8 protein-coding genes and 4 pseudogenes are annotated in these 18,322 nt (G+C 61.2%); 7 read left to right on the plus strand and 5 right to left on the minus strand.

All coding sequences use genetic code 11. The annotated features are described in order from the left end of the window. Nucleotides 1-70: 70 nt before the first annotated feature. The 4 genes and pseudogenes from RHM58_RS31885 to RHM58_RS31900 form a co-directional block, all read right to left on the minus strand. On the minus strand, nucleotides 71-505 hold the full coding sequence (locus RHM58_RS31885) for a response regulator (RefSeq protein ID WP_201256796.1): 435 nt from the start codon (nucleotides 503-505) through the stop codon (nucleotides 71-73). A 208-nt stretch (nucleotides 506-713) separates the two neighbouring features. Further along, nucleotides 714-3,418: pseudogene (gene mgtA / locus RHM58_RS31890) on the minus strand (magnesium-translocating P-type ATPase). Between the two features lie 500 nt (nucleotides 3,419-3,918). Continuing rightward, nucleotides 3,919-5,256: a lysine N(6)-hydroxylase/L-ornithine N(5)-oxygenase family protein gene (locus RHM58_RS31895; RefSeq protein ID WP_322269166.1), complete on the minus strand. Its 1,338-nt coding sequence runs from the start codon at nucleotides 5,254-5,256 to the stop codon at nucleotides 3,919-3,921. A gap of 131 nt (nucleotides 5,257-5,387) precedes the next feature. Then, nucleotides 5,388-5,870: a sigma-70 family RNA polymerase sigma factor gene (locus RHM58_RS31900; RefSeq protein ID WP_201202231.1), complete on the minus strand. Its 483-nt coding sequence runs from the start codon at nucleotides 5,868-5,870 to the stop codon at nucleotides 5,388-5,390. Between the two features lie 319 nt (nucleotides 5,871-6,189). Between RHM58_RS31900 and RHM58_RS31905 the strand changes: the two genes are divergently transcribed. The 3 genes and pseudogenes from RHM58_RS31905 (at nucleotide 6,190) to RHM58_RS31915 (ending at nucleotide 10,739) form a co-directional block, all read left to right on the plus strand. Continuing rightward, a complete protein-coding gene (locus RHM58_RS31905) occupies nucleotides 6,190-7,362 on the plus strand; it encodes an efflux RND transporter periplasmic adaptor subunit (RefSeq protein WP_322269167.1) in 1,173 nt (390 codons plus the stop codon). Beyond that, nucleotides 7,363-9,337, plus strand: a pseudogene (locus RHM58_RS31910) (MacB family efflux pump subunit). A 7-nt stretch (nucleotides 9,338-9,344) separates the two neighbouring features. Continuing rightward, nucleotides 9,345-10,739 (plus strand): efflux transporter outer membrane subunit, encoded by a 1,395-nt coding sequence (locus RHM58_RS31915; protein ID WP_322269168.1) that lies wholly within the window; start codon nucleotides 9,345-9,347, stop codon nucleotides 10,737-10,739. Nucleotides 10,740-10,870: 131 nt separating this feature from the next. Here the strand turns inward: RHM58_RS31915 and RHM58_RS31920 are convergent. After that, nucleotides 10,871-12,494: pseudogene (locus RHM58_RS31920) on the minus strand (PvdJ/PvdD/PvdP-like protein). Between the two features lie 253 nt (nucleotides 12,495-12,747). Here RHM58_RS31920 and pvdM point away from each other — a divergent pair. The 4 genes and pseudogenes from pvdM (at nucleotide 12,748) to RHM58_RS31940 (ending at nucleotide 18,309) form a co-directional block, all read left to right on the plus strand. After that, on the plus strand, nucleotides 12,748-14,118 hold the full coding sequence (gene pvdM / locus RHM58_RS31925) for a pyoverdine-tailoring dipeptidase-like protein PvdM (protein WP_322269169.1): 1,371 nt from the start codon (nucleotides 12,748-12,750) through the stop codon (nucleotides 14,116-14,118). After that, nucleotides 14,115-15,395, plus strand: a complete 1,281-nt coding sequence (locus RHM58_RS31930) for an aminotransferase class V-fold PLP-dependent enzyme (RefSeq protein WP_201255724.1) — start codon at nucleotides 14,115-14,117, stop codon at nucleotides 15,393-15,395. Before pvdM ends, RHM58_RS31930 begins: the two co-directional genes overlap by 4 nt. 38 nt (nucleotides 15,396-15,433) lie before the next feature. Beyond that, nucleotides 15,434-16,321 (plus strand): formylglycine-generating enzyme family protein, encoded by an 888-nt coding sequence (locus RHM58_RS31935; RefSeq protein WP_201255723.1) that lies wholly within the window; start codon nucleotides 15,434-15,436, stop codon nucleotides 16,319-16,321. Between the two features lie 329 nt (nucleotides 16,322-16,650). Next, nucleotides 16,651-18,309, plus strand: a pseudogene (locus tag RHM58_RS31940) (cyclic peptide export ABC transporter). The last annotated feature ends 13 nt before the right edge of the window (nucleotides 18,310-18,322 follow it).

The raw sequence follows: 18,322 nt of genomic DNA on the forward strand, positions 1-18,322 counted from the left end.
GCTGCGCAACGACTTTTGCATGGCAGGCAAGGCAAAACTACCTGTCAGATCTGACAGTAGCGACGAATGGTCAACCCAGTTTTTGCTTGTATGACGGGGTGAACCAGGGTTGATCGTCCTCTTGCACAGGAGGATCAATGATCGACATCAGCCGCGTGAGGGTGCTCAGATCGGGCAGCGCCACATGGCTGACCTGGATCTTTTGCTGCGTACAGGCCGGGATCGGCGGCAACTGCGCCCGCTCGCCGTTGTAGATCAAGGCGTAACGCATCTGAGGGTTATCGCGCAGGAACCCCAGCAGATCCAGCGCCCCGGACGCCAGCGCAGCATTGATCACCACCAGGTCAAACGGCTCGCAACCGTATTCCACCAGGGTCAGCAATTCTTCAAGGTTTTGTACCGGCGCCACTCGGTAGTAATCGAGCTGATTGAACAGCCGTTCGACTTTCATCCGATGGAAATGCTGCTCATCGGCGATCAGGATTCGTAAGGCTTTGTTCGGCATCGTGGCCCCCATGAGAGTGAAAATCGTGAGGGCGCAAGGCTACGGAACACTGACGGATGTATCTGTAGGACTTTTCCTAAAGATCACTTTTCGCCTTAAATCATTGAGTGGCTCAAAGATCAAAAGATCGCAGCCTTCGGCAGCTCCTACAGGGTGTACGCCGTCCCTATGTGGAGCTGCCGAAGGCTGCGATCTTTTGATGTTAGCTTTATTGCCAGCCAAACCGGCGGATATAGAAGCCCTTCACCGCCTGGGTCAGGCCCATGTACGCCAGCAAAATCACCGGCAGGAACACGAAGTACAGCGACGGCAGTGCCTGCAGTTTGAAGTAGTGTGCCAGCGGCCCCATCGGCAGGAAGATCCCGACCGCCATGATGATCCCGGTCATGACCATCAACGGCGTAGCCGCACGGCTTTGCAGGAACGGGATCTTCGGCGTACGGATCATGTGCACGATCAGCGTCTGGGTCAGCAACCCCACCACGAACCAGCCGGACTGGAACAGCGTCTGGTGGTCCGGGGTATTGGCGTCGAACACGTACCACATCAAAGCAAACGTGGTGATGTCGAAGATCGAACTGATCGGGCCGAAGAACAGCATGAAGCGCCCGACGTCGGCCGGCTGCCAGCGCTGGGGCTTTTTCAGCATCTCGGCATCGACGTTATCGAACGGGATGGCGATCTGCGAAATGTCATAGAGCAGGTTCTGCACCAGCAGGTGCATCGGCAGCATCGGCAGGAACGGGATAAACGCACTGGCCACCAGCACCGAGAACACGTTGCCGAAGTTCGAACTGGCGGTCATTTTGATGTACTTGAGCATGTTGGCGAAGGTCCTGCGCCCTTCCAGCACACCCTCCTCCAGCACCATCAGGCTCTTTTCCAGCAGGATGATGTCGGCCGCTTCCTTGGCGATGTCCACCGCGCTGTCCACCGAAATACCAATGTCGGCCGCCCGCAGCGCCGGGGCGTCGTTGATGCCGTCGCCCATGAAACCGACCACGTGGCCGTTGCCTTTGAGCAAGCGGACGATGCGTTCCTTGTGTGACGGCGTCAGTTTGGCAAAGACGTTGGTGGTCTCCACGGCCAGCGCCAGTTCGGCGTCGCTCATGCGCTCGACGTCGCTGCCCATCAGCAGGCCTTGCTGCTCCAGGCCGACTTCGCGGCAGATCTTGGCGGTCACCAGTTCGTTGTCGCCGGTCAGCACTTTTACCGCAATGCCGTGTTCGGCCAATGCGCGCAGGGCCGGCGCGGTGCTTTCCTTGGGCGGATCGAGGAATGCGACGTAGCCGATCAGGGTCATTTGCTGCTCGTCGGCGAGGCTGTAAACCGACTGTTCCTTGGGCGTGTGCCGCGCCGCCACGGCCACCACGCGCAGACCTTCCTCGTTGAAGGAGGCGGTCACTTCGCGAATCCGCGTCAGCAGTTCTTCAGTCAGCGGTTCGTCGTTTTCACCATGACGAACCCGGGTGCACACCGCGAGGATTTCCTCCACGGCGCCTTTGCACACCAGCAAGTGATGCTGTTGATCATGCTCGGCGACCACCACCGACATGCGCCGGCGGTTGAAGTCGAACGGCACTTCATCGACCTTGGCGAACGCGGTGGCCACTTCCAGTTCACGGTGAACCTCGACGTGTTGCAGCACCGCCACGTCCAGCAGGTTTTTCAGGCCGGTCTGGTAGTAGCTGTTGAGGTAGGCCATTTCCAGCACGTCATCGGACTCTTCGCCCCAGACGTCCACATGCCGGGCGAGGAAGATTTTGTCCTGGGTCAGGGTGCCGGTCTTGTCGGTGCAGATCACGTGCGTCGCCCCGAAGTTCTGGATCGCATCCAGGCGCTTGACGATGACTTTCTTGCGCGAGAGGAACACCGCACCCTTGGCCAGGGTCGAGGTGACAATCATCGGCAGCATTTCAGGGGTCAGGCCCACGGCGATGGACAGCGCGAACAGCAGCGCCTGCATCCAGTCACCCTTGGTGAAACCGTTGATAAACAGCACCAGCGGCGCCATCACGAACATGAAGCGAATCAGCAGCCAACTGACCTTGTTGACCCCGGTTTGAAACGAGGTCGGCGTGCGGTCAGTGGCGCTGACCCGCTGCGCCAAGGCACCGAAATAGGTGCTGTTACCGGTGGTCAGGATCACCGCGATGGCCGCACCCGAGACCACATTGGTGCCCATGAACAGGATGTTGTCCAGGTCCAGCGGGTTACTGGTGTCGCTGTCTTGCTGACGGGGAATTTTTCCACCGGCATCGATTCGCCGGTCATGGCAGCCTGGCTGACGAACAGGTCCTTGGCGCTGAGTACCCGGCAATCGGCCGGAATCATGTCGCCGGCCGAGAGCACGATCAGGTCGCCAGGCACCAGTTGCTTGATCGGCAGTTCGATGCGCTGCGCCCCCTGGCGCATGACCGTCGCGGTGTTGCTCACCATCGCCTTTAGCGCGTCAGCGGCCTGGTTGGACTTGGCTTCCTGCCAGAACCGCAGCAAGGTCGAGAGCACCACCATGGAGAAAATCACCACGGCGGCTTTCACGTCCTCGGTCAGCCAGGAGATAAACGCCAACAAGGTCAGCAACAGGTTGAACGGGTTTTTGTAGCAGTGCCACAAGTGAACCCACCACGGCAGCGGCTGCTCGTGCTCGACCTCGTTAAGGCCGTATTGCTCGCGCAAGGCCTCGGCTTCGAGCTCGCTCAAACCATCGGTGTGGCTGCCGAGTTTGTCCAGCAATGGACCGGTGTCACTGTTGGCGGCAGACACCAGGGTTTGCGCCAGGGTGGGCGGTACTTCACGGCTGACCGTGGTGTCGGTGAAGCTTTCCAGCAAGGCCAGGCGACGAAAGTGCCGGGCGATGTGGCGGGTGCGCAGGAATCCGGCGAAGAATTCCTTGAGCAAGGTCAGGTTCATGGCAGTTGCCCCCCAGGGTCGGCCAGGAAACCGTCGAGCAGGCGTGTCGAGTCGCCGCGATGACGACGGGCACGTCGAACATCACACGATTCAGTGTCGATGAGAGGACATCAGGACGGCCCAGCACTGGCCGCGATAGAGAATGCCGCTACTCGCTTTTCAGCAAGAAAACGGCACAAAAAGACTGCGCGTTATCTTGCCGAGAAAATGCCGGTTACTGAAACCGGCCGACTACTGTCACTCGAACAAGTACCCACTGTGGGTCTCCGCTATTGAAGAAATCGCGCGAAGCTTACGCGCCGATGTAAGGAGAGTAAACGACGCTGGGGCGTGTGCCGGGGGAATCTCGGGGTTCTTCAGGAAGGGTTCAGGATTGAAGATTTGCGGTGTTCTTTTTGGCCCCTTCGCGAGCAAGCCCGCTCCCACATTTGTCCTGCGAACACAGGTCCATTGTGGGAGCGGGCTTGCTCGCGAAGGCGGCCTGACAGCCGCCACAAATCTTAACTGGCAGTGGCCAGCAACAAGTCCATCACCGAACGGCTGTGCCCACGGTTTTTGCCATGGTCATACAGGGAGCGGGCAATCTCATCAGCCCGAATCGGCAGGATCGACAGCAAGGTGTCGCTCAAGCCGTGGCTGGCCTGGCAGAAGCCCTGCATGTAGATGCCAGCCTTGCAGCGCTCGTCGGTGATCAGTTTGTAGTTGCGATCGACTTCGAAATCACCGAGGTACTGTTCCAGCGGCGCCAGCAGTTTGCGGTGCATCTGACGCTCGTAACCGGTGGCGAGTACCACGGCGTCGTAATGACGAACCGTGACTTCACCGGTGGCGTTGTTGCGCACGATCAGTTCGATACCGTGCTCGGTGGCGGCGGCTTTTTCGATGGTGGTCAGGGTGCGGAACGCATGACGGGCAACCCCCGAAACCTTCTGGCGATAGAAGATGCCGTAGATGCGTTCGATCAGGTCGATGTCCACCACCGAGTAATTGGTGTTGTGGTACTCGTTGACCAGACGCTCGCGCTCGCTGCTCGCTTGCTGGAACACCAGGTCGGTGAACTCCGGCGAAAACACTTCGTTGACGAACGGGCTGTCATCCGCCGGTTTCAGGGCCGAGCCGCGCAGGATCATGTCCACTTGCACCGACGGGAAGCTGTCGTTCAAATCGATAAAGGCTTCCGCCGCGCTCTGCCCGCCGCCGATGATCGCGATGCTCATCGGTTGATTGTTCACGCACGGCTGCTGGGCCATTTGCGCCAGGTATTGGGAATGGTGGAAGACTCGGCTGTCGTCCTTCAGCGCTTTGAACGCTTCAGGAATACGCGGTGTACCGCCGGCGCTGACGACCACCGAGCGAGTGGTGCGGATGTGCTGATGACCCTGTGTATCACGGGAAATCACCCGCAACGCCTCGATCTGCTGCTGGTGCAGCACCGGCTCGATGGTCAGCACTTCTTCGCCGTAACGGCTCTGTTCGGTGAACTGCCCGGCGACCCAGCGCAGGTAGTCGTTGTACTCCATGCGGCACGGATAGAACGTGCCAAGGTTGATGAAGTCCACCAGGCGGCCGTGATGCTTGAGGTAATTGACGAACGAGTACGGGCTGGTCGGGTTGCGCAGGGTCACCAGGTCCTTGAGGAAGGAAATCTGCAACTCGCTCTGGGTCACCAGGGTGTTGCCGTGCCAGCGGTAGTCGGCCTGCTTGTCGAGAAACAGTACATCCAGCTCACCCTGATTCGCCGAGCGCTCTTGCAGAGCGATGGCCAGCGCCAGGTTCGACGGGCCGAAACCAATGCCGATCAGGTCGTGAACGATGGGCGATGCAATTGCCTGTGTCATTTCCAGTGTCCTCTGGATGAACCCCTCAACCGTGGGGATAAAGCCTGGGTGACCTGACCGGCCTTAGGCAGGACAGCAGATCGTCTGTTGAGTAGAAACGAGGACAATGAAAAAAATTTAATCGGATGGGATCAATGGGCGTCCCACTGCTTGATTCGCACCCGGCAGTGTTTCATGGCATTGACGATGTGCTTCTCCACCAGCGCCCGGGAAATGCCCAGGTTTTCGGCGATTTCAGGATGCGACAGACCATCGATCTTGCGCAGCAGGAAGCTCTCGCGGCACAACCGTGGCAGTTCGGCCAAGGCACGCTGGAGCATTTCCAGGCGCTGGCCGTGGTCGAGGCAATTGTGTGGCGAGGGGATGAAGTAGCGTTCTTCGGTATCGAGCACTTCCAGGGATTCGACCTGACGCAGGGCATTGCGCCGATGGTCGTCGATCACCAGATTGAGTGCAGTGCGATAGAGAAACGCCCGGGGCTGCTCGATCGGCGTGTCGCTGGAACGCTCCAGTACCCGCACATAGGCGTCATGCACCACATCTTCGGCCACCTGACGGTTGCCCAGCTTGGCGTTCAGGAAACACACCAGCTCGCGATAGTAGTTTTCCAACATGACTCCCGACCGCAGGGAGTGCGGCTTCTGTCCTTGAGCCAGATCCGCGACCGCCGAATGGGCAATGGCACGATGATGGCGATTTGAGCCGCGTAATTTATAGTAATTCTCATATAGATTTAAAGTACTGATTCGGTTTGCCCGACAAATAGTGCGGCGCTATACCTGTAACTCTGTGTGTCCGCGCTTAAATTCCGCCCTTATCTCCTCGTTTACAGGACAGCTCCCCGTGTCTGTCGCTCTGCGACAGCGTTCGGCTGTCGCCCAGATGGGCGCGCCGCCTGAACGACGGGCCGATTTCCTTTGGCCGGAACCCTGCATGAAACGTCCCCGACACACCCGACGCGCCCTGCTTGTAGCCCTGTGTCTGATCCCCGTTATCGCCGTCGCCGCCTGGCAAATCATCCCGCCCGGCCGCGATCAGCTCGCTACGGTTCAAGTCAGTCGCGGCGACATTGAAAGCAGCGTCACCGCCCTGGGCACCCTGCAACCGCGGCGTTACGTCGACGTCGGCGCCCAAGCGTCGGGGCAGATCCACAAGATTCATGTGGAGGTTGGCGACGTGGTCAAGGAAGGCGATCTGCTGGTGGAGATCGACCCGTCGACCCAGCAAGCCAAACTCGACGCCGGGCGTTTTTCCATCGACAACCTCAAGGCCCAGCTCCAGGAGCAACGAGCGCAGCACGAACTGGCCCGGCAGAAATTCCAGCGCCAACAACATCTGGCTGCCGGCGGCGCCACCCGCGACGAAGACGTGCAAACCGCTCAAGCCGAACTGCGCGCCACCCAAGCTCGCGTTGATATGTTCCAGGCGCAGATCCGCCAAGCCCAAGCCAGCCTGCGCAGTGATCAGGCAGAACTCGGCTACACGCGAATTTATGCACCAATGAACGGAACGGTCGTAGCCCTCGACGCCCGGGAAGGCCAAACGCTCAACGCTCAGCAGCAGACACCGTTGATTTTGCGCATTGCCAAACTGTCGCCGATGACGGTTTGGGCCGAGGTCTCGGAAGCCGACATCGGCCACGTCAAACCCGGTATGAACGCCTGGTTCACCACCCTCAGTGGCGGCAACCGCCGCTGGAACAGCACGGTGCGGCAGATCCTGCCGATCCCGCCCAAACCGCTGGACCAGACCAGCCAGGGCGGCGGCAGCCCCGCCAGTTCGAGTAAAAGCGGCACCGGTCGCGTGGTGCTCTACACCGTATTGCTCGACGTCGACAACGCCGACAACGCCTTGATGGCGGAAATGACCACCCAGGTTTTCTTCGTCTCTAACCAGGCGAAAAACGTCCTCACCGCACCGATTGCCGCATTGCAGGGCGGCACGCAGCCCGACAGCCAGACTGCCCGGGTCGTCGCCAAAAACGGTGACATCCAGCAACGGACCGTGCGCACCGGCATCAGTGATCGCCTCAAAGTGCAGATCCTCGATGGCCTCGACGAAGGCGATCACCTGTTGATCGGACCGGCTGACGGGAGTGGCGGCTAAATGCTGACGCCTCTGATCGACCTGCAAGATATCCGCAAGGCCTATGGCGGTGGCGACGCTCCGGAAGTTCACGTGTTGCGCGGCATCGACCTGTCGATTCATGCCGGCGAGTTCGTCGCGATTGTCGGCGCTTCCGGTTCCGGCAAATCGACGCTGATGAACATTCTCGGCTGCCTCGACCGACCGACCTCGGGCGAATACCGCTTCGCCGGGGAAAACGTCGCCGGGCTCGACAGCGATGAACTGGCCTGGCTGCGCCGCGAGGCGTTTGGCTTTGTGTTCCAGGGTTATCACCTGATCCCGTCCGGCTCGGCCCAGGAAAACGTCGAGATGCCGGCAATCTACGCCGGCATCCCGGCGGCCGAACGCCACGCCCGCGCCGCCGCCCTGCTCGACCGCCTCGGATTGGCCTCGCGAACCGGCAACCGTCCGCATCAGCTCTCCGGCGGCCAGCAGCAGCGGGTCGTCGATTGCTCGCGCCTTGATGAACGGCGGCCACATCATCTTCGCCGACGAACCCACCGGCAACCTCGACAGCCATAGCGGCGCCGAGGTCATGACCTTGCTCGACGAACTGGCGAGCCAGGGCCACGTGGTGATCCTCATTACCCACGACCGCGAAGTCGCGGCGCGGGCCAAGCGCATCATCGAAATCCGCGATGGCCTGATCATCAGCGACAGCGCCCACGACGACCCGACGGTGCAAACCTCGGCCAACCCCGGCGCGTTGCAAGCGGTGGATTTGCGCAAGCGCCTCAGCGAAGGCGCCGAGGCCACCGGGGCCTGGAAAGGCGAGCTGGTGGATGCGGTGCACGCGGCATGGCGGGTGATGTGGATCAACCGTTTCCGCACCGCCCTGACGTTGCTCGGGATCATCATCGGCGTGGCATCGGTGGTGGTGATGTTGGCGGTCGGCGAAGGCAGCAAGCGCCAGGTCATGGCGCAAATGGGCGCTTTCGGCTCGAACATCATTTACCTCAGCGGCTCGGCGCCGAACCCGCGCACCCCGCCCGGAGTCGTCACCCTGGCGGACGTCGCCGCGCTGGCCAGCCTGCCGCAAGTGAAGCGGATCATGCCGGTCAACGGCGCCGAGGCCGGCGTGCGTTACGGCAACGTCGACCACATGAGTTACGTCGGCGGCAATGACACCAATTTCCCGGCGATCTTCAACTGGCCGGTGGTTCAGGGCAGCTACTTCACCGAGGCCGATGAAAGAAACGCCGCGGCAGTTGCAGTGATCGGGCACAAGGTTCGGAGCAAATTGCTCAAGGACGTGCCCAACCCCATCGGCCAATACATCCTGATCGAAAACGTACCGTTCCAAGTGATCGGCGTGCTCGCCGAAAAAGGCGCCAGTTCCGGCGACTCCGACAGCGACAACCGGATCGCCATTCCGTATTCGGCGGCCAGTGTCCGGCTGTTCGGCACCCACAACCCTGAATACGTGGCCATCGCCACGGCCGACGCGCGCAAGGTCAAGGAAGCGGAAATCGCCATCCGCGAGTTGATGCTGCGCCTGCACGACGGCAAGCAGGATTTCGAACTGACCAACAACGCGGCGATGATCCAGGCCGAAGCCCGGACCCAGAACACCCTGTCGCTGATGCTTGGCTCGATTGCCGCGATCTCGCTCCTCGTCGGCGGCATCGGCGTGATGAACATCATGCTCATGACCGTGCGCGAGCGGACCCGCGAGATCGGTATTCGCATGGCCACTGGCGCCCGTCAGCGCGACATCCTGCGCCAGTTCCTCACCGAAGCGGTGATGCTCTCGGTGGTCGGCGGTATTGCCGGGATTGGTCTGGCGCTGCTCGTCGGCGGCGTGCTGGTGCTCAGCGAAGTGGCCGTCGCGTTTTCCTTGATGGCGGTGCTCGGCGCTTTCGGCTGCGCCCTCGTTACCGGTGTTGTCTTCGGCTTCATGCCGGCCCGCAAAGCTGCCCGGCTCGACCCGGTCACGGCCCTTACCAGTGAATGATCGATCTATGAAGCCGCAATTGAGTCTGTTGACCCTCTGCCTGCTGCTCAGTGCGTGCGGCAGCCCTGCCCCGCGCCCGGACAGCGGCCTGACAACCCCCGCCACCTGGCAATCACTCCACAGCGAAAGCGCCGCGTACAGCAATGCGCAATGGTGGACCCGGTTTGGCAGCCCGCCACTGGATCGTTTGATCGAACAGGCGCGGGTCGGCAGTTTCGACCTCGCGGCCGCTGTCGCTCGCGTGCGTCAGGCCCAGGCCGGCACGGTGATTGCCGGCGGCTCGTTGCTGCCGGAGGTGACGGCCGGAGCGAACGCCAATCGTCAGAAACTGATACGCGGCAAGGGCTACAGTCAGCTCGATGCCGACAGCAGCAACAACGCGGTGGATTACTTCGACGCCAATCTCAGCGCCACCTATGAAATCGACTTCTGGGGCGGTAAACGCGCGTCCCGCGACAGCGCGCAGTTCGGGCTGAAGGCCAGCGAGTTCGACCAAGCCACGGTGGAACTGACCTTGCTCAGCAGCGTGGCCAACAGCTACGCGCAAACCCTATCGCTGCGGGAACAAGGGCGAATTGCCGAACTCAACCTGGCCAATGCCCAGAGCGTTTTGAAACTGGTGCAAACGCGCTTCGATTCAGGTTCTGCCACTGCTCTGGAACTGGCCCAGCAGAAAAGCCTGGTCGCGGCGCAGCAACGGCAATTGCCGGCGGTGCAGCAACAAGCCCAGGACGCGCTGATCAGCCTCGCCGCCCTCCTCGGCCAGCCGATTCAGCAACTGACACCCATCGACGAATCCTTCGATCACTTGCAGTGGCCGGTCATCGGAACCGGCGTGCCCAGTGAGTTGCTGACCCGCCGTCCGGACATTGCCCGCGCCGAAGCGCAACTGGCCGCCGCCCAGGCCGACGTCACTGTCGCCCGCGCCGCCATGCTGCCGGCTGTAACCCTGAGCGCCAGCCTCGGTTCGGGCGCCAACAGTGCCGGCGATATCATGCGCAGCCCGTTTTACAACCTCACAGCTGGCCTGCTGGCGCCGATCTTCAACAACGGCCGCCTCGGCGCCGAACGCGACAAAGCCACGGCGCGCCAGCAAGAACTGTTGGAGATCTATCGTGGGGCAATCATCAACGGCTTTGCCGACATCGAAAAAGCCCTGAACAACATTCGCGGGCTGGATGAACAGCGCAAGTGGCAAAGCGAAGAATTGAGCCAGGCGCAAACCGCGTTCAGCATTGCCCAAAGCCGTTATCAGGCGGGTGCCGAGGACTTGCTGACGGTGCTGGAGACCCAGCGCACGTTGTATGCGGCGCAGGATCTGAATGTGCAACTGAAACTGGCGCGGGTGCAGGCCAGTGTGGCGTTGTACAAAGCGTTGGGAGGTGGGTGGCAGGCGATGTGATGCGCTGAATGTTCGGACGCCATCGCGAGCAAGCTCGCTCCCACAGTTGATCTCCGGTATTCACAAATTATGTGTTTGCCTTAGATCCAGTGTGGGAGCGGGCTTGCTCGCGAATGAAGGGTAACGCGGTGTCAGGCCTGGTTTTCTTTGGCCTTCAAATTCCGCGCATACCACGGTCGTTTCGGCACGCGGCGGAACAGGTCGGCGAGTTTCTTTTCGTCGCTGCCGAAGGTAATGCGCAGCGCCAGTTTCATGGTTTCCGGGTCCATTTCCACTGACTTGCCGACCTGCAATCCCGGCGTGGTGCTGCAACCGTGGGTCACCGGGCCGAGCCACGGGTCATCGACTTCAACCCAGCGCCCCGGGGCAAACCAATGCACGCCGTTGACTTCCAACCGGCTGACTTCACCCGCATGAAAACGCTCGTGCGCACGGAACCAGTCTTCAATCCGATCATCGATCCAGCCATGGAAATGCCAGAACACCGGATTCACGTGGGACGAAAACGGATCACCCAAGAAATCGTTTTCCGGGGCAAACCAGCGCGCCGCAAAGTCGTCCAGGTCGCGGGCGAGCGGCACTGGTTGACCGTTCGAAGGGTCGCGCGGCACTGACGCCCAGCGCATGTGCAACCAGTCGTGCAGCCCCAGCTCCACTTCGGAACCGAATTGGCCAAGGGTCAGCTTCGACAGGTATTGCGGATCGCGGTACTGCGATTCCCAGACCTGGAAATTGCTCTGGTACGTCTCGGCCGTCTTGAGGTCGGCGACCCATTGCGTGTATTCGTCATCGCCTTCGGCCAGCCAGGTCGGCGGCAGCGATGTACCGTCGTGGTTGTCGAAGTACCGAGCGAAACCGGCGCGATCACGGATCAACTCCGGTTGCGGCAAAGGAAAGTATTGCCAGGACGGCAAGTCCTGCATCGATCGCGCAGTGCCGAGCATGTGCCGGTGCATGAAAAAGAAGTCGACCCCGGAACCGTTGCGATCCTTGCGCGCGCCGCGAGCATCGCGTTCGTTATCCCGAGGGCCGGGCTGCCAGCCGATGCCGCGCAGGGCATCGCGCTTGTCGTCGGACAGTGTGTGCCATTTGTCCCGGGACGCATGCCAGAGCTGGTGAAACAACCGATGCTCCGGCGACACCAGCCAGGCCAATAACGTCGGGTTCAACCCCGTTCGCTCGCGGGCTTCGGGGAAAATTCGTTTGACCGCGAGGAAGCGATTGTCCTGCATCGGCAGGGCCAACGGACGATCCAGTCGCAACACCCGGCCACTGAGGCTACCGCTGCCGGCATTACCAAACGCGGCCCAGACTTCATCGAGGTCCATGTTGAATTCGTAATCGGTGGTGCCATTGGCGCCGACCAGTCGCCAGCTCAACTGCGAGGCATTGGCGTCGGCCAGGTCGCCGACAATCCGATAACGCGGCACCTCACTGCTGCGCAAACGCTCGGCAGTGTCAAGAAAACCGCTGACTCCGCGCCCCTTGTGGCCAATGTCGATAAACACTTCGAGCCCGTCCCGTGGCGACGCCGTCGAGGCCGGCATTCGCCGCACCGTCGAAACGAATCGTCCAGACCCCGCGCAAGGAGTCGGCCAGGCGCTGACCGGCGACGTCCGCCACATCGAACGACGCCTCACCGGGGGTGATCGTCGGGTCCGGCCTCGTCCATTCGCGATGCCCATAAAAAGCTGCAGGCACGGCTGCGCCGGTCAGCGCCAGGCCCGCCATGAACCATCGTCGAGAAATCGTCATTGCCCTACCTGTGTCAGCCATGGAAGCAGGCTTTATCCAAGCTAGAACGTTCATCCCCCCGAAAAATTTAAGAGCATCGCGAGCAAGCTCGCTCCCACATTTGATTTGTGTTCACCGCGGTCCAATGTGGGAGCGAGCTTGCTCGCGATGAGGCCCGAACAAACACCTAAATTCTTGCGTTAGCCACTCGTTCTTCCCAGATAGCCAAGGCCCCTGCGCCTGCACCGGGGCGGCGAACCTGACTGAGATGGCAATGATAAAACCACGTTCGAAAAAGGCTCTTTACATCGGCCTGCCGCTGGCCCTGGCGATCAGCGCCGGTGCAGGTTTTGCGGTTTGGGATCACTGGTTCAAAGACAACCCCGGTTATCCGCTCAAGGTGCTGCAGCAGGCCGATGAGTTGCACGAACGGATGCTCTCGTTCGACAGCCACATCACCGTGCCCCAGGAATTCGGCACCACTGGCAACGAAATCGACAAGGACGGCAGCGGCCAGTTCGACCTGGTCAAGGCCAATCGCGGACGCCTGTCCGGTGCAGCCCTGACGATTTTCGGCTGGCCGGAACTGTGGAACGGCCCCAACGCGCCGCACAAACCCACCGCCGGGTTCGTCGCCGAAGCGCGTAACCAGCAAGAAGTCCGCTACAAAATCATCTCCGGCATGGTTCGCGACTTCCCCAATCAAGTCGCCATCGCCTACACCCCGGCCGACTTCCGGCGCCTGCACGGCGAAGGCAAGTTTGCGATTTTCATCAGCATGCTCAACGCCTATCCGCTGGGACATGACCTGAACCTGCTGGACTTGTGGGCCGCTCGCGGCATGCGCATGTTCGGCTTCAGTTACGTAGGCAACAACGACTGGGCCGACTCCTCGCGCCCGCTGCCGTTCTTCAATGATTCGCCGGATGCCCTGGACGGTTTGTCAGACATTGGCAAGCAAGCTGTGCAGCGCTTGAATGACCTCGGCGTGATCATCGACGTGTCGCAGATGTCGACCAAAGCCTTGGAGCAAGTCGCGCAATTGAGCCGCACACCACTGGTGGCCTCACACTCGGCGCCACGGGCGATGGTCGATATTCCGCGCAACCTCAGCGACAAGGAATTGCAGCTGATCAAGAACAGCGGCGGCGTGGTGCAAATCGTCGGCTTCTCCCAGTACCTGCGACCGCTGAGCCAACCGACCCAGGACAAACTCAACGCCCTGCGCGCCCGCTTCGATCTGCCGCCGCTGCCTAACATGGCCTACGCCTTGATGCCGGGCGACCCGATTATTGCCGCGTGGTCCGAGCAGAAGTTCGGCGAGTACGCCAGTCAGCTCTACGCGATCCTCGACGAAGAACCGAAGGCCAGCCTCAAGGATTTGGGCGACGCCATCGAATACACCGTGCGCAAGATCGGCATCGATCACGTCGGCATCAGCTCCGACTTCAACGAAGGCGGCGGCGTCAAAGGCTGGGAGAACGTCGGCGAAATCCGCAACGTCACCGCCGAGCTGCTGTCGCGCGGTTACTCCGAGGCCGACATCGCCAAGCTCTGGGGCGGCAACTTTCTGCGGGTCTGGGATCAGGTGGAAAAAGCCGCCAAACCCGCCCTGATTTCTGCTCGGGAAGCCAGCAAGCCATGAGTAATCGTCGAGACTTTCTCAAACAGGCCGGGATCCTCGCCGCCGCGCTGCCATTGGGCGCCGGCCTGCAAAATGTCGCCAGCGCCGCCACCCTCGCGCCGCTACCTCGGGACAAATGGGCGCAGTTGCGCCAGTTGTTCAACCAGGACCCGAACTACCTGCACTTCTCCAATTTCCTGATCACCACCCACCCAAAACCGGTGCGTGAGGCGATCGAGATGCACCGCGCCGCGCTGGATAAAAATCCGGGGCTGGCAATGGATTGGGATCTGGGCGTTATCGAACAGCGCGAAGAAGACGTGCGGGTCTGGGCCGGCAAATACCTGCAAGCCGATGCCAGGCAAATCGCCCTGACCGGCAGCACCACCGAAGGCCTGGCGATGATTTACGGCGGCGTGCACGTGCGCCTGGATCAGGAAATCCTCACCACCGTCCACGAACACTACGCGACCCACACCATCCTCCAATTGCGCACGCAACGAGACGGCACCAAGGTGCGCAAGATCGCGCTGTTCAAGGACCCGCAGACCGTCACCCAGGAAGAAATCCTCGCGTCCATCGACCGCAGCATCAAACCCGAAACCCGGGTGCTCGGCATGACCTGGGTGCAATCCGGCAGCGGCGTGAAAACCCCGATCAGCGAGATCGGCGCCCTGGTGGACAAGCACAACCGCCATCGCAAGGACGAGGATCGGATCATCTACCTGGTCGACGGCGTGCACGGTTTTGGCGTCGATGACCTGAGCTTCCCGGCGATGAACTGCGACTTCTTTATTGCCGGCACCCACAAATGGATGTTTGGCCCCCGTGGCACCGGCATCGTGTGCAGCCGCAGCACCGAGGTCAAGTACGTCACGCCGATCATCCCGACCTTCTCCGAAGCCGAGCATTTCTCCACCACCATGACCCCCGGTGGGTATCACGCCTTCGAGCATCGCTGGGCACTGAGCGAAGCCTTCAAGTTGCACCTGCAACTCGGCAAGGCCGAGGTTCAGGCGCGCATCCATGAACTGAACAGCTACCTGAAAAAACGCCTGCAAGAACGCCCGCAGATCGAACTGGTCACGCCGCTCAGTCCCGAACTGTCCGCCGGTTTCACCTTCTTCCGGGTCAAGGGCAAGGACAGTGGCAAAGTCGCCGCCTACCTGATGGCCAACCGCGTGGTCTCGGACGCCGTCGAACGCGACGTCGGGCCGGTGATTCGCACCGCACCGGGCCTGCTCAACACCGAAGCGCAAATCGACCAGATGCTGGCCGTGCTCGACAAAACCCTTTAACCCCAGACGCTGCCTTTTACCCTTTATCGAGATCAATGATGAACAGTGACCTGCGTAGTTTTTCCTTGAAGGCACTCCCGGCCCTGCTGTTGGCCGCTTTGGCCGCCAGCCTGATGCCGGGCGCGGCCCAGGCCGCCGCCCCGGCGCAACCGGGCAAGGTGTTCAAGGATTGCAAGGACTGCCCGGAAATGGTCGTGCTGCCCACCGGCACTTTCACCATGGGCACCCCGGAAGATGAAGTCGGTCGCGAACCCGATGAAGGCCCGCTGCACCCGGTGACCTTCGCCACGCCGGTGGCGATCAGCCGCTTCCAGGTATTGAAAGGCGAATGGGACGCCTACATCCACGACAGCGGTTACGTGATGCCCGACGGCGACACCCGCCCGGGCCGTGAATGCAAGGCTGGCATCCCGCGCTACGAATACACCGCCAAACACCCGGCCGTGTGCATGGACTTCCCCGAGGCCAACGCCTACGTGGCGTGGCTGTCGAAGAAAACCGGGCAGAATTATCGACTGGTCAGCGAGTCCCTGCGCGAGTACGCGGCCCGTGGCGGCACCAGCGGTCCGTTCCCCTTCCCGTTCGATGAAGGCAAGGAATACAGCATCGCCAAACACGCCAATACCTACGGCGCAGCGGACGGCTACAACTTCACCTCGCCGGCCGGCAGCTTCCCGCCCAACGCCTTTGGCGTGTACGACATGCACGGCAACGTCTACGAATGGACCGCCGATTGCTTCAACGATGACTACGTCGGCGCCCCGAGCGACGGCAGTGCCTGGCTGACCGGCAAGTGCGAATACCGGCGCATGCGCGGCAACGACTGGAGCGAAGCCCCGGTGTTCTCGCGCTCCGGCAACCGCAACGCCACCTCCCCGGATGACCGTGGCGACTGGCTAGGCTTTCGCGTAGCCCGAGACCTGTAAGGTCTAAATGTGGGAGCGAGCTTGCTCGCGATAGCGGTGGGTCAGGCGAGATTTTTTCGCAGGAAGCCCGCTCCCACAGGGGATCTGTGTCGTGCGCAAATTCTGCGACCACTGGAGATCTAATGTGGGAGCGGGCTTGCTCGCGAAGGCGGATGGTCAGCCAACAGGATGCGGACTGACACACCCACTTCGCGAGCAGGCTCGTCCCCACCCATCGCCAGACCTGTAAGAAACCCGTGCGCGGCTAAATCGCCGCTCACGGGTTTCGTCTTTTAAGCAGCCAAACTCTTGAACCATTGCCCCTAGCGGCACTTGAAGCGGAAACCTCCATGACCTCAAATTCCCGCGGAGCCATCAGTGAAGTCCTCGGCCTGCTCAAGCCATTCCGGGTCATCGTTGTGGTGTCGATCGCGCTCGGCATGCTCGGCGGCCTCAGCATCACCGCGTTGCTGGCGACCATCAATGACGCCTTGAACGCCGACGGCAGCCCGACACCCCGGGTACTGCTGACGTTTGTCGGCCTGTGCGTGGTGGCGTTGCTGACGTCGATCCTGTCGGACATCGGCACCAACCACGTCGGGCAGAACATCATTGCCGGGCTGCGCAAAAACCTGGGCGAAAAAGTCCTGCGCGCGCCGATTGAACAGATCGAACGCTTTCGCAGCTATCGGCTGATTCCGGTGCTGACCCACGACGTCGATACCGTCAGCGATTTCGCGTTTTCCTTTGCGCCGCTGGCGATTGCGATCACCGTCACCCTCGGTGTCCGGGCTACCTGGCCTGGCTGTCGCTGCCGATGTTCGCCTTGCTGATGGTGGCGCTGGTGATCGGCACACTGGTTCAACTGGTTGCACGGACCAAGGGCATTCAGGGTTTCGAGGCCGCTCGCGCCGCCGAAGACGAACTGCAAAAACACTACAGCGCGATTGCCGATGGTGCCAAAGAACTGCGTATCCATCGTCCGCGCCGCCAGCGCATGTTCAGCCAACGCATCGAAGCCACGGCCGACTACATCTGCAACACGCACATCCGCGCAGTGAACACCTTTGTGGTGGCCAAGACCCTCGGCTCAATGTTGTTTTTCGTGGTGATTGGCCTGGCGCTGGTGCTGCAATCGTTCTGGCTGGGCACCGATAAAGCCGTGCTCAGTGGCTTCGTGCTGGTGCTGCTGTACATGAAAGGCCCGCTGGAATACCTGGTGACCACCCTGCCCGTCGTGAGCCGCGCCAACATCGCGTTCAAGCGCATCGCCGATCTGGCGGAACAGTTTTCCTCGCCGGAGCCACACCTGCTGCTCAGCGACAAAGCCGCGCCGAAACCGCTGGTCGAACACCTGGAGTTGCGCGACGTGCACTACGCCTTCCCAGCCGTCGACGGCAGCAAGCCCTTTGCCCTCGGCCCGGTCAACCTGCCGCATCGCCCAAGGCGAAATCGTCTTTATCGTCGGCGAAAATGGCGGCGGCAAGACCACACTGATCAAGTTGCTGCTGGGGCTCTACGCGCCACAGGGTGGCGAAATCATCCTCAACGGCGCGCCGGTCATGGCCGAAAATCGTGACGACTATCGCCAGTTGTTCACCACGATTTTTGCCGACTACTACCTGTTCGATGAACTGGTGCAGGGCGATCAGGAAATTCCGGAAGACGCCAACCGCTACCTGGAACGCCTGGAAATCGCCCACAAAGTCACGATCCGCGACGGCGCCTTCAGCACCACCGACCTGTCCACCGGCCAGCGCAAACGCCTGGCGCTGTTAAACGCCTGGCTGGAAGAACGCCCGGTGCTGGTGTTCGACGAATGGGCCGCCGACCAGGACCCGGCCTTCCGCCGCATCTTCTACACCGAACTGCTGCCGGAACTGAAATACCTGGGCAAGACCATCATCGTTATTTCCCACGACGACCGTTACTTCGATGTCGCAGACCAATTGGTGCGGATGGAAGCGGGTCGGGTCATCAGCGAAAAAGCACCGGTCGCGACCGCCTGAGCCCTTTGCGAGA

This window comes from Pseudomonas sp. 10S4 (assembly GCF_034344865.1).
GTDB lineage: Bacteria > Pseudomonadota > Gammaproteobacteria > Pseudomonadales > Pseudomonadaceae > Aquipseudomonas.

Excerpts from the sequence above, each read along its gene's own strand:
- RHM58_RS31905 (WP_322269167.1), top strand. The coding sequence starts at position 6,190 with ATGAAACGTCCCCGACACACCCGACGCGCCCTGCTTGTAGCCCTGTGT.
- RHM58_RS31895 (WP_322269166.1), bottom strand. The coding sequence starts at position 5,256 with ATGACACAGGCAATTGCATCGCCCATCGTTCACGACCTGATCGGCATT.
- RHM58_RS31935 (WP_201255723.1), top strand. The coding sequence starts at position 15,434 with ATGAACAGTGACCTGCGTAGTTTTTCCTTGAAGGCACTCCCGGCCCTG.
- RHM58_RS31900 (WP_201202231.1), bottom strand. The coding sequence starts at position 5,870 with ATGTTGGAAAACTACTATCGCGAGCTGGTGTGTTTCCTGAACGCCAAG.
- RHM58_RS31930 (WP_201255724.1), top strand. The coding sequence starts at position 14,115 with ATGAGTAATCGTCGAGACTTTCTCAAACAGGCCGGGATCCTCGCCGCC.
- RHM58_RS31885 (WP_201256796.1), bottom strand. The coding sequence starts at position 505 with ATGCCGAACAAAGCCTTACGAATCCTGATCGCCGATGAGCAGCATTTC.
- pvdM (WP_322269169.1), top strand. The coding sequence starts at position 12,748 with ATGATAAAACCACGTTCGAAAAAGGCTCTTTACATCGGCCTGCCGCTG.
- RHM58_RS31915 (WP_322269168.1), top strand. The coding sequence starts at position 9,345 with ATGAAGCCGCAATTGAGTCTGTTGACCCTCTGCCTGCTGCTCAGTGCG.